Source organism: Pseudomonas sp. 05L36, assembly GCF_056398125.1.
In genome coordinates this window covers 30407-42962 of the sequence record NZ_JBFTOU010000017.1, presented here as the reverse complement: position 1 = coordinate 42962, position 12556 = coordinate 30407, and the positions used below count along the sequence as shown (strand labels likewise).

General features: G+C 62.2%; 9 protein-coding genes and 2 riboswitches. Of the genes, 5 read left to right on the top strand and 4 right to left on the bottom strand.

Features of this window, described 5'->3' with window-relative positions; all coding sequences use genetic code 11:
• Positions 1–135: 135 nt before the first annotated feature.
• Both AC1DKH_RS18605 and nfuA read left to right on the top strand, forming a co-directional pair.
• Complete coding sequence (locus AC1DKH_RS18605) at positions 136–2433, top strand: fatty acid cis/trans isomerase (RefSeq protein ID WP_477798884.1); 2298 nt, start codon at positions 136–138, stop codon at positions 2431–2433.
• Positions 2434–2651: 218 nt separating this feature from the next.
• Positions 2652–3236: a Fe-S biogenesis protein NfuA gene (gene nfuA / locus AC1DKH_RS18600; RefSeq protein WP_007912592.1), complete on the top strand. Its 585-nt coding sequence runs from the start codon at positions 2652–2654 to the stop codon at positions 3234–3236.
• Positions 3237–3393: 157 nt separating this feature from the next.
• On the opposite strand, the gene cobM is transcribed toward nfuA, so the two are convergent.
• The 4 genes from cobM to AC1DKH_RS18580 all read right to left on the bottom strand — a co-directional run bounded on the left by cobM (position 3394) and on the right by AC1DKH_RS18580 (position 5546).
• Positions 3394–4140, bottom strand: a complete 747-nt coding sequence (gene cobM, locus AC1DKH_RS18595) for a precorrin-4 C(11)-methyltransferase (RefSeq protein WP_477755171.1) — start codon at positions 4138–4140, stop codon at positions 3394–3396.
• 85 nt (positions 4141–4225) lie between these two features.
• Positions 4226–4639 carry a cobalamin biosynthesis protein gene (locus AC1DKH_RS18590; RefSeq protein WP_223460948.1) on the bottom strand — a complete coding sequence of 138 codons (414 nt, stop codon included), beginning with the start codon at positions 4637–4639 and terminating at the stop codon, positions 4226–4228.
• The gene (locus AC1DKH_RS18585; RefSeq protein WP_477755172.1) at positions 4636–5343 is read right to left on the bottom strand and encodes a CbtA family protein; all 708 of its coding nucleotides are present in this window, start codon (positions 5341–5343) and stop codon (positions 4636–4638) included. The genes AC1DKH_RS18590 and AC1DKH_RS18585 overlap by 4 nt, the downstream gene beginning before the upstream one ends.
• Before the next feature lie 11 nt (positions 5344–5354).
• Positions 5355–5546, bottom strand: coding sequence for a CbtB domain-containing protein (locus AC1DKH_RS18580; RefSeq protein WP_150755732.1), 192 nt, complete (start codon positions 5544–5546; stop codon positions 5355–5357).
• 121 nt (positions 5547–5667) lie between these two features.
• Positions 5668–5892, bottom strand: a riboswitch (cobalamin riboswitch).
• Positions 5893–6089: 197 nt separating this feature from the next.
• A riboswitch (cobalamin riboswitch) is annotated at positions 6090–6302 on the top strand.
• Positions 6303–6405: 103 nt separating this feature from the next.
• Between AC1DKH_RS18580 and cobW the strand changes: the two genes are divergently transcribed.
• The 3 genes from cobW to AC1DKH_RS18565 all read left to right on the top strand — a co-directional run bounded on the left by cobW (position 6406) and on the right by AC1DKH_RS18565 (position 12483).
• On the top strand, positions 6406–7476 hold the full coding sequence (gene cobW, locus AC1DKH_RS18575) for a cobalamin biosynthesis protein CobW (RefSeq protein WP_477798883.1): 1071 nt from the start codon (positions 6406–6408) through the stop codon (positions 7474–7476).
• 3 nt (positions 7477–7479) lie between these two features.
• The gene (cobN, locus tag AC1DKH_RS18570; RefSeq protein ID WP_477798882.1) at positions 7480–11325 is read left to right on the top strand and encodes a cobaltochelatase subunit CobN; all 3846 of its coding nucleotides are present in this window, start codon (positions 7480–7482) and stop codon (positions 11323–11325) included.
• Between the two features lie 150 nt (positions 11326–11475).
• A complete protein-coding gene (locus AC1DKH_RS18565; RefSeq protein ID WP_477755174.1) occupies positions 11476–12483 on the top strand; it encodes a magnesium chelatase ATPase subunit I in 1008 nt (335 codons plus the stop codon).
• Positions 12484–12556: the final 73 nt, after the last annotated feature.

Sequence of the window (12556 nt, the reverse complement as noted above, 5' to 3'; positions counted from 1 at the left end):
TGACGAAGGGCCGGGATGATAGCAAACCTGTGCGCTTTTGGAGCAAGACTCGAATTTGCATGAATATCGTTCATGTTGGCAAGGATGACAGACCGGTAGAATCGCGGCGTTTTTCCAGGATTCAGGACCAGGGACATGTCGTATCGCTTCGTCATCGGCACATTGCTGTTGTTTTTAAGCTGGGGCGCTGTGGCGCAAAGTCCGGCGATTTCTTCTGTCATTTCATACAGCCGCGACATTCAACCGATCTTCACTGAAAAGTGCGTGGCCTGCCACGCCTGCAACGACGCCGCCTGTCAGCTCAACCTGGGCAGCGGCGAGGGCGCGGCACGGGGCGCGACGAAAATCCCGGTCTACGACGGTGACCGCCGCCAGGCCGTTGCGCCGACCCGACTGTTCTATGACGCCTCCGGCAAACAGGCCTGGCAGCAAAAGGGCTTCTATTCGGTGCTCGATGCCCGGGGCAGCCAGGCCGCACTGATGGCGCGGATGCTGGAACTGGGCCACAAAACCCCATTGCAGCCCAGCGCCAAGCTGCCGGAAGACATCGTCCTGGGCCTGAACCGGGAAAACATGTGTGCCATGCCCGCGGAGTTCGACGGCTACGCCGCTTCGCACCCGAAAGAAGGCATGCCACTGGCAGTGACCGGCCTGACTGACCAGCAGTACCAGACGCTGCAACGCTGGCTGGCGGCAGGCGCGCCGATCGATCAGCAGGCGCTGGCGCCCAGCGCCAGGGAAGCCTTGGAGGTGGTGCAATGGGAAAACCTGCTCAATTCCCCGGGAGCCCGGGAAAGCCTGGTGGGGCGCTGGCTGTTCGAGCACTGGTTCCTCGCCCATCTCTACTTCAAGGATGGCGAGCCTGGGCATTTCTTCCAGTGGGTGCGTTCGCGCACCCCGACCGGCCAGCCGATCGACCTGATCAACACCCGTCGCCCGAACGATGATCCGGGCACGCAGTTTTACTATCGCTTGTGGCCTGTGCAGGGCGTGATCGTGCACAAGACCCACATCACCTATGCGCTGAGTGCGGCGAAACTGGCGCGGGTCAAGAGCCTGTTCTACAGCGGCAACTGGCAGGTCGACGCATTGCCGGGCTACGGGCCGCAGAGCCGGGCCAACCCGTTTGCCACCTTCGAAGCGATCCCGGCCCAGGCGCGCTATCAGTTCATGCTCGATAACGCCGAGTACTTTGTGCGCACGTTTATCCGCGGCCCGGTGTGCCGCGGGCAGATCGCCACGGACGTGATCCGCGATAATTTCTGGGCGCTGTTCCAGGCGCCCGAGCACGACCTGTATGTCACCGATCCGAACTATCGCGGACAGGCCACGCCGTTGCTGGCGATGCCGGGGCAGAACGATGATGTCGGCAGCGTCCTCAGCCTGTGGCACGACTACCGCGACAAACGTAATGAATACGAAGCCTTGCGCCGGGACAGCTACGCCGACCAGCCGGCGCCAAGCTGGTCGACCCTGTGGGCGGGCAACGACAATGCGCTGCTGAGCATCTTCCGCCATTTCGACAGTGCTTCGGTGACCAAAGGCCTGATCGGCGACGTGCCGCAAACGATCTGGCTGTTCGACTATCCGCTGCTGGAGCGTACTTACTATCAACTGGCAGTGAACTTCGATGTGTTCGGCAACGTGTCCCACCAGGCCCAGACGCGGCTGTATTTCGACCTGATCCGCAACGGTGCCGAGCAGAATTTCCTGCGCCTGATGCCTGCCGATTCCCGGGATGGCTACCTCGACGACTGGTATCAGAACAGTGGAAAATTCAAGATGTGGCTGGACTACGAGTCCATCGACGATGACAAGCCGACTGCGCTGAATCTCAATCCGCAGGATCCCAAGCGCGACTTTGCCATGCAGTTGCTGGCCCGTTACGGCGATCTCAATGCCAGACCCGACCCGATCAACCGCTGCGACGGCGCCTACTGCTCGCGGCCGAACATTGATCCGGACCTGCAAAGTGCCGAACAGACGCTAAGCCGCCTGACTTCGCGTCCGGCGGCCGGGTTGAAAGTGATTGATCAACTGCCGGAAGCGACCCTGCTGCGCATCGAAACCCGTAGCGGCAAGCGTGAGGTCTATAGCCTGCTGCGCAACCGTGCCCACAGCAACGTCGCATTCCTGCTTGGCGAATCGCTGCGCTATCAGCCGGGGCTCGACACTCTGACGATTTTCCCGGGTGTACTCAGCAGCTATCCGAACTTCATGTTCAACATCCCGGCCGGGCAAGTGCCGGCGTTTGTGGATGCGATGGAAAGCGCCAAGGATACCGACAGCTTCGAGAAAATCGTCGAACGTTGGGGAATACGCCGCAGTCATCCGCAATTCTGGGCTTATTTCCATGACCTGAGCCGCTACATCCAGGAAACCGATCCGGTGGAAGAGGGCGTGCTGGACATGAACCGCTACGAGAATCTCTGAACCACCACAAATCCCCTTGTAGGAGCGAGCTCGCTCGCGATGGTCTCAAGTGCTCCGCGTAAATCCGGGAGTGCGCGTTATCGTTGGCGACCATCGCGAGCAAGCTCGCTCCTACAGAAAACCAGGGGGATCGTCGGAATCTTTCCCGACAAAAATACTAGGACTTTGTCCGGCGCGTTGATTGGCGTAAACTGCGCCCAAGCCTGCGAGGAGTTTCCATGACCGCTATTACCATCACTGACGCCGCCCACGATTATCTGGCTGATCTGCTGTCCAAGCAGAACACCCCGGGCATCGGCATCCGCGTCTTCATCACCCAGCCTGGCACCCAGTACGCCGAAACCTGCATTGCCTACTGCAAGCCGGGCGAAGAAAAACCCGAAGACACCGCGCTGGGGCTCAAAAGCTTCACCGCGTACATCGACCACTTCAGCGAAGCCTTCCTGGACGATGCGGTTGTCGACTACGCCACCGACCGCATGGGCGGCCAGCTGACCATCAAGGCGCCAAACGCCAAAGTACCGATGGTCAATGCCGACAGCCCGGTCAACGAGCGCATCAACTACTACCTGCAAACCGAGATCAACCCGGGGCTGGCCAGCCACGGCGGTCAGGTCAGCCTGATCGACGTGGTCGAAGACGGCATCGCCGTCCTGCAGTTCGGCGGTGGTTGCCAGGGCTGCGGCCAGGCCGACGTGACGCTGAAGGAAGGCATCGAGCGCACTTTGCTCGAGCGCATCCCGGAGCTCAAAGGCGTTCGCGACGTGACCGACCACACGCAGAAAGAAAACGCCTATTACTAAGGTGTTCGCTGCGAAACGAAAAAACGGCGCACCGTGAGCGCCGTTTTTTTATGGGTGAAATTTACTGACGCCATCGCGAGCAAGTCGGATCGCCGCACCGTCGCTCCCACAGTTGACCGCATTTCAATGTGGGAGCGAGCTTGCTCGCGATGGGGCCCTACGGGCGATACAAATGAGCATGCCCCGCGCGATACAGCGATGACTCGCTGAAGTGGTCGCTGCCCAGCACCCGACCCACCAGAATCAACGCCGTACGGCGAAAGCCCTTGGCTTCAACCTTTCCGGCAATATCCTCGAGTGTTCCCATCACCCAATCCTGATCCGGCCAGCTCGCGCGGTGGACCACCGCAATCGGGCAATCGGCGCCGTAATGGGGCAGCAGTTCCTCAACGATCTTCGCCAGGTGATTGACCCCCAAGTGAATCGCCATGGTCGCGCCGTGTTGCGCGAGGCTGGAGAACTCCTCTCCGGGTGGCATAGTGGTCTTGTCGGCGTAGCGCGTCAGAATCACGCTCTGCGAAACGTCCGGCAGCGTCAGCTCCGCACCCAAAAGCGCAGCGCAAGCGGCTGTGGCCGTCACGCCAGGTACGATTTCGAACGCAATTCCCAACTCGCGCAGATAGCGAATCTGTTCGCCAATGGCGCCATAAAGACTCGGATCGCCGGAGTGCACCCGGGCAACATCCTGACCGTTGGCGTGGGCGGTCCTGATCAGGTCGATGATCTGTTCCAGGTGCAGTTCGGCGCTGTTGACCACCTGTTCGGCACAGTGACCTTCCAGTACGGCGGCCGGTACCAGGGAACCGGCATAAATGATCACCGGACAACTGCGAATCAGCCGCTGGCCCTTGACGGTAATCAGTTCGGGGTCGCCGGGACCTGCGCCAATGAAGTAGACGGTCATCGTCGGTTCCTGTGGGGAAAAAAGGGGCTGAACAGGGCTTCAGATGAAGAGTGTTCATGATCAACGGTGGGGATTATCGGGTTTTTTATGCCGCGCCGGCCAATGCCAGGGTTGCCTGGGCGTATTTTTGTCGTGGAATCAGCAGTTTTGCCGGGGCCTGGGCGAGTTGTTCCGCCAGGGCCAGTGCGGCGCTTTCCGCCACGCCGTAGCAACCGGTGCGTTCAAACGCTATTTGCGATTGATGACTGAGTTGCGGTTCATAAGCGGCCAGTTGTTCACTGCTGAAATACATCAATTCCAGGCCAAGCTGTTGGGCCAGTTCGATTAGCGCAGGTTCGTCACGCTTGGAGTCGATGCTGGCCAGGGCCTTGATTTCATGACGAGCAATCTGGTGCGCCTCCAGTGCCTGATCGAGCAGCGCCAGCAACGTGCTGACGGGGCAGCCGCGCTGGCAGCCCAGGCCGACCACCAGGGTCGGCGCTGTGCTGATATCCGTCATGCGTGGTATTGACCATCGCTTTTGCGACGGAACAACCAGGCGCTGATCAGGCCCAGGGCCAGCCAGAACGCCACGTTGGTCAGTTGCGAAGCGATTTTGAACTGGGCTTCCAGTGCCTCCGGAGCGAGCATCGAATGCACTTCCGGTTGCGGCGCGCCAATCACATGGGGGACGGCGAGAATCGCTGCGCCGAGGACTTTCATCAGCCAGTGACGGCTGAATACGATCAGGGCGATACCGACGGCAGTGGAAGCAGCGGTGCCAATCCACCACAGTTGCCGTTGTGCCAGATCGGCGGCGGCAGTGCCGGGCAATTCAGGTGGCAGGCCGAGCGTCGGCGCGAGCACGAACGTCGCATAACCGGCCAGGCCCCAGAGCAGGCCCTGGGAGGTTTTGGTCGGCGCACGCAAGGTGTACAGGCCGGCGAGCATCAGGGCGAAACCGACCGCTACCACCAGGTTGCCGCCGGTGGTCGACAGCACGCGCTGCCAGCCGTCTTCCGGCTCCCAGGCTTGCGCATCGTGAGTGTGGGCAGCCATCGCACCGTCGGCGTGTTCATGCATTTCAACAGCGGCCGGCTCGGATTTTTCGTAGGTCTCGGCCTGCAAAATCAGCGGAGCGACCCAGAAGCTTTGCAGCAGGGTCAGCAACAGGGCGGCCAGCAACCCGGTGAAACCTGCGGTTTGCGCAATACGCTTGATCATGACGACAGCTCTCAATGGCACGGGAACGCGGAGCTGTGACGGGTATCGTGGGCGGCGTTGTGCACCGCTTCGATGTGCGAGAAACCGGCAAAATACACAAGGCAGGCGCCAAGGATCGACGCGCAGACGGCGACGGTCAGACGTTGGGTCAGGGTTGAGGTGGTGCTCGCGGATGTGTGTTCGGCGCTGCTGATGATCGACATGGCGTTTCCCTCTGGTCTGTCAGCGGGGATTAAGAGCGCATGCAAAAAACCGCACGACCAGGCGCGCAAGGTTTCAAACAGCGCCCGCCCACCGCGGGTTTGTTGGTTCAGTGACCGTACTGGTCACTTTGTGTTGCGGGCCGGTCTCCGGGCTCACGAGGGGCAAAGGCTTGGCCTGAACCTGAAAGCATCACCTTCCCATGCCGTATTGGCACAGTGGATCTGACGCTTCGCTCGCTTACCGTTGCGGGGGCAGCACCGGACTGACATGGCTTTAGAGTAAAGCACATGATTCACCGGTTTCCCGTTTCACCCTGTGAAGGGCACCCGTAACAAGGTGCGTAGGAGAGCATGGGCAGGGGTTGGGCGTCAATTGGCAAGGGTTCTCACTTGAAGCTGAATGATGCCCGGCTCTTTGTAGGAGCTGCCGAAGGCTGCGATCTTTTGATTTTGCTTTTTAAAAACAAGATCAAAAGATCGCAGCCTTCGGCAGCTCCTACAGGGGAGGGCGCGCGTAGCGATTGACCCGCCCCAATACCATGCGTAGCCTTGCGCTTTCGAGGTTCTTCGGCGTTTGTCGAAGCTAAGAAGGGAACGCGGTCGATGCCGCGGCTGCCCCCGCAACTGTGAACGGTGATGTTCGTTGCCACGCCACTGCTGACTCAATCCATGAGGCCGGCGGGAAGGCGCAGCGAATGCCAGGCTCTAGGCCGGCACACCGTCAGCCAGGAGACCTGCCTCGTCACAGATTCTCACTTTCAACCGGGCGGGGTGATCCGGTGGCGAACTCTTCAGGCACGCGCGCCCGCGTTGCCGGTCGTCGTCCCGTATGCCCGCCACCTTAGCCATAGGGCATCCGATGAAAACACTGGCCAAACTCCCCGTCACCATCGTCACCGGCTTTCTCGGCTCGGGTAAAACCACGCTGCTGCGGCACATGCTCGACAACGCCCAGGGTCGCCGCATCGCGGTGATCGTCAACGAATTCGGTGAGTTGGGTATTGATGGCGAAATCCTCAAGCAATGCTCCATCGGTTGCACCGAAGAAGAAGCCAACGGCCGTGTCTATGAGCTGGCCAACGGCTGCCTGTGCTGCACCGTCCAGGAAGAATTCTTCCCGGTGATGCGCGAACTGGTGGCCCGTCGCGGCGATCTCGACCATATCCTCATCGAAACCTCGGGCCTGGCCCTGCCCAAGCCGCTGGTGCAAGCCTTCCAGTGGCCGGAAATCCGCAGCGCCTGCACGGTGGATGCGGTAATCACCGTGGTCGACAGCCCGGCCGTGGCCGCCGGCACCTTCGCCGCGTTCCCGGATCAGGTCGACGTCCAGCGCAAACTCGACCCGAACCTGGACCACGAATCGCCGCTGCACGAACTGTTCGCCGACCAACTGGCCAGCGCCGATCTGGTGATTCTCAACAAAGCCGACCTGATCAACCCGGCGGACCTGGCCCGCGTGCGCCTGGAAGTCGCCGAGGAATTGCCGCCAGCGGTGAAAATCATTGAAGCCAGCAGCGGTCGCCTGCCGCTGGACGTGCTGATCGGCCTGGGTGCCGGCTCCGAAGAACACATCGACAGTCGTCACAGCCACCACGACCATCATCACGATGGTGACGATGATCATGACGACCACGATCACGACGCCTTCGATTCGATCTCCATCGAACTGCCGCAAGCCGACGAAAGCTTGCTGCTGGATGCGCTGACCCAATTGGTGGTCCAGCACGGCATCCTGCGGGTCAAGGGTTTTGCCGCGATCCCGAACAAACCGATGCGCCTGCTGATCCAGGGCGTGGGCACGCGTTTCGACAAGCACTTCGACCGCCAGTGGGGCGCCGAAGAAGCACGCGTAACCCGCCTGGTGCTGATCGGCCAGGAACTGGACGCCGCCGTGCTCGAAGCGCAATTGCGCGCCGCGCTCAGCGTGTAAGCCATGCACCTGCTCAGGACCCAACCCGGCGGTTTCGTGTCGGATGACAACATTGCCGACCTTGGACAAACCCCTGCCGAGCTGGTGGTCCTGTGTAGCGGCGATTCCAGCCTGGCGCTGCTCGCCGAAGCGGCGCAGCAATTGCCCGACGATTACCCGAGCGTGCGCCTGGCCAACCCGATGCTGGTGCAGAACCATGCCTCGGTCGATTTGTACGTCGATGAAGTGCTGCGTCACGCCAGGGTGATCCTGATTTCACTGCACGGCGGCATCGCCTATTGGCGTTACGGCATCGAGCGCCTGGTCGAACTGTCGCAGCGCGGCGTGCAGGTGATTCTGGTGCCGGGCGATGATCGTCCGGACCCGGAGCTCAGTGACCTGAGCACCGTCGGTGCCGAGGATCGCGACCGGCTCTGGCAGTTTCTGCGTCAGGGTGGCATGGGTAACGCCCTGGATTTCTTCCGCTGTCTGGCCAACCGCTGGCTGGCGCGTGATTACACCTGGGGCGAGCCGCAAACCCTGCCGCGCACGGCGATTTACCATCCGCACCAACATTCTGCCGCACTGAGCGACTGGCAAGCCGACTGGCACGCCGATCAACCGGTGGCGGCGGTGCTGTTTTACCGCTCGCATTTGCAGGCGGCGAACACCGCTTTCATTGATGTTTTTTGCCAGCGTTTACAGGCGGCGGGGTTGAATCCATTGCCGATTGCGCTGGCCAGTCTTAAAGAGCCAGCTTGCCTTTCCATGGTCGAGGACTGGCTGGACGAGGCCAGCGTCTCGGTGATCCTGAACACCACCGGTTTCGCCCAGTCCAGTCCCGAAGCGCCGCACCTGCGGCCGTTCCGTCGCGATATTCCGGTGATCCAGGCGATTTGCGCCCAGGACAACGAGCCGGGTTGGCGTGCCAGTGAACAAGGGCTTGGCCCTCGCGACCTGGCGATGCACATCGCCTTGCCGGAACTGGACGGGCGTATCATCAGCCGTCCGATCAGCTTCAAGGACCTGGCGTGGCGCAGTGAGCGCAGTCAGTCGGATGTGGTCTGCTATCGGCCACAACCGGAACGCATGGATTTCGTTGCCGAACTGGCGCGGCGCTGGGTCGATCTGGCGCGGGTGCCAAATGCAGAAAAACGCATTGCCCTGATTCTTGCCAATTACCCGACCCGCGACGGGCGCATCGGTAATGGCGTCGGCCTCGACACCCCGGCCGCCGCGCTGAATATCCTGCGGGCGCTGCATGCCGAAGGTTATCCATTACCGGTTGAGTTACCGGACAGCGGCACCGCGCTGATCCAGCAGTTGCTGGGTGGCGTCAGCAACGATCTCGAGACCCTCGACCTGCGTCCGTGCCAGCAAAGCCTGGGCATGGATGATTATCTGGCGATGTTCAATGCACTGCCCGAAGCCAACCGCGCGGCGGTGCTCGAACGTTGGGGCGCGCCGGAGAGCGACCCGATGTGCCGCAGCGGACGGATGATGATCGCCGGCCTGCGCTTGGGCCTGACCTTCGTCGGCATTCAACCGGCGCGGGGTTATCAGGTCGACCCGAGCGCGGTGTATCACGACCCGGACCTGGTCCCGCCCCACGGCTACCTGGCGTTCTACTTCTGGCTGCGTAACACCTACGGCGCCCACGGCGTGATCCACGTCGGCAAGCACGGCAACCTCGAATGGCTGCCAGGCAAAGGCGTGGGGCTCTCGGAAAATTGCTGGCCGGATGCACTGCTCGGGCCGCTGCCGAACATCTATCCGTTCATCGTCAATGACCCGGGCGAGGGCGCCCAGGCCAAGCGGCGCACCCAGGCGGTGATCATCGATCACTTGATGCCACCGCTGACCCGCGCCGAAACCTACGGCCCACTGCGTAACCTCGAACTGTTGGCCGACGAGTATTACGAAGCGCAGTTGCTCGATCCGCGCCGCGCCCGCGAGTTGCAGCGCGACATTCTGCAACTGGTGCGCGACACCCACATCGACCGTGAACTGCAGCTGGACGAGCAGCTCGACAGCGATGCCGATGCAGCGATCTGGTTGCCGCGACTCGACACTTATCTGTGCGACTTGAAAGAGTCGCAGATCCGCGATGGCCTGCATGTGTTCGGCGAATCGCCCACCGGGCGTTTGCGTATCGATACCTTGCTGGCGTTGTTGCGCATTCCACGGGGCGATGGCCGCGGTGCGCAGTCGAGTCTGCTGCGGGCACTGGCCAAGGCCTTCGGACTAGGGTTCGATCCGCTCGATTGCGCCTTGGCCGAGCCGTGGACTGGGCCGCGTCCCGAGCCGCTTTTGCTGATCAGCGACGAGACCTGGCGTACGGCGGGCGATACCCGCGAACGCCTCGAGCTGTTCGCCACCCAACTGATCTCGGATGCTTTGGCTGACCATTGTGGGAGCGAGCCTGCTCGCGATGGAGTGTCAGTTGGCATCAATGTGGCTGACACTCCATCGCGAGCAGGCTCGCTCCTACAGGGGGGCGCGGACTGGATTGAGGTACAAGCCATTATCGATGGTTTGCGTGACGTCATTGCCCCGCGTCTGGACGCCTGCGGCCCCGCAGAAATGCGCGGCTTGCTCGATGCCCTGAGCGGTCGCTTCGTCCCGGCCGGTCCCAGCGGCGCGCCGAGTCGTGGTCGCCTGGACGTACTGCCCACCGGGCGCAACTTCTATTCGGTGGACGTGCGCAACCTGCCGACCACCACGGCGTGGCGCATCGGGTTCCAGTCGGCCAACCTGATTCTCGAGCGCCACCTGCAAGACCACGGCGATCATTTGCGCCAGCTCGGTCTGTCGGTGTGGGGCACCGCGACCATGCGCACCGGCGGCGATGACATCGCCCAGGCCATGGCGCTGATGGGCGTGCGTCCAGTCTGGGCGACCGGCAGCCAGCGGGTCGATGATTTCGAGATTCTGCCGCTGAGTTTGCTCGATCGTCCGCGGGTGGACGTGACCTTGCGTGTGTCCGGTTTCTTCCGTGATGCCTTTGCCAATCTGATTCGCTTGTTCGACGCGGCGGTGCAAGCGGTCGCCGACCTCGATGAGCCGGACGACCTCAATCCGTTGGCGGCCAAGGTACGCGCCGAGCGTGTAGCCTTGCTGCAATCGGGGCTCGATGAAGACGCTGCGCGACGTCAGGCCGGCTGGCGGATTTTCGGGGCCAAACCCGGTGCCTACGGCGCGGGTGTGCAGGGCGCCATCGACGGTCGTCTGTGGCAAACCCGCGAGGACCTGGCCGAGGTTTACCTCAACTGGGGCGGCTACGCTTACGGCGGTTCCGACGAGGGCACCGCCGCCCGCGAACAGTTCAGCCAGCGCTTGAGCCAGGTACAGGCGGTGCTGCAAAACCAGGATAACCGCGAGCACGACTTGCTCGACTCCAACGATTACTACCAGTTCCAGGGCGGTATGCTCGCGGCGGTGGAAAGCCTGAAGGGCGAGGCCGCGGCCAGCTATCATGGCGACCACAGCCAGCCGGACCTGCCGAAGATTCGCACCTTGAAGGAAGAGCTGAACCGGGTGATCCGTTCCCGTGCGGCCAATCCGAAGTGGCTCGAAGGCGTTAAGCGTCACGGCTACAAAGGTGCGTTCGAAATGGCCGCGACAGTCGACAACCTGTTCGCCTTCGATGCCACCACGCAGTTGATCGACGATCACCAGTACGCGTTGCTGGCCGATGCCTATTTGCTCGATCCGGACACCCGGGATTTTGTCCGCGAACACAATCCCCACGCCTTGCGCGACATGACCGAGCGCATGCTCGAGGCGCAACAGCGCGGGCTGTGGAAGGAGCCGGGCGAGTACCGCGAGGCACTGGAGAGTCTGTTGCTGGATATAGAAGAAGACGGCTAATCACCGAACCCCCTGTAGGAGCGGGTTTGCCCGCGAAGGCAATTTGTCAGCCAACGATGATGTTGAATGTAATTGCCACTTCGCGAGCAAGCTCGCTCCTACAGGGGTTGGGGCGCCAGTGAGATCACCGACCATGACCGAGATAAAACAATGACCGACACCCCGCATTTCCCGCTCTCCGCCGTGGTCGGCGCCGACGAATTGAAGCTGGCCCTGTACCTGACCGCCATCGACCCGAAAATCGGCGGTGTGCTGATCGAAGGCCCGCGGGGCATGGCCAAGTCGACCCTGGCCCGGGGTCTGGCGGACCTGCTGGCCAGCGGTCAGTTCGTCACCTTGCCATTGGGCGCCACCGAGGAACGCCTGGTCGGCACCCTCGATCTCGATGCGGCACTGGGCGAGGGGCGCGCACAGTTTTCCCCCGGCGTACTGGCCAAGGCTGACGGTGGCGTGCTCTATGTCGACGAGGTCAATCTGTTGCCCGATCACCTCGTTGACCTGCTGCTCGATGTGGCCGCCAGCGGCACCAATCTGGTGGAGCGTGACGGCATTTCCCATCGGCACTCGGCGAAGTTCGTGCTGATTGGCACCATGAACCCGGAAGAGGGTGAACTGCGTCCGCAACTGCTTGACCGTTTCGGCTTGAATGTCGCCCTCGGTGGTCACACTGCGCCGACCGAGCGCGGGCAGATCATCCGCCGTCGCCTGGATTTCGACAGTGATCCGCAAGGTTTCTGCGCCGAATGGGAATCGGCGCAGGCGTCTCTGCGCGAGCGTTGCCGGAACGCACGCAATGCACTGGCTAGCATTCCCCTCGACGACCAGGCGCTGGCACAGATTACCGAGCGTTGCTTTGCTGCCGGGGTCGATGGATTGCGCGCCGATCTGGTCTGGCTGCGTGCCGCACGGGCTCATGCCGCCTGGCGCGGGGCGAACGCCATCGCCGAGGAAGATATCGACGCAGTCGCCGAGTTCGCCTTGCGCCATCGTCGTCGCGAGCATTCAGCTCCGGCGCCTCAGCCATCCCAGGCGACGCAACAATCGGCGCCGCAGCACGCCAACCCAAGCGAAGGGCAGGGCCAGTGGGGCGAGTTGCCTGCCCAGGCGCTCGCGGTCGGCGCACGACGTGAAGTGCCGAGCTGGCCAAAAAAGCCCTAGGCATTCGCCCTCGCTGCGACGCGGGGGCGAATGCCAGACCCCGGGCCGGGCGGCTGGACCACGGCAAACAAGG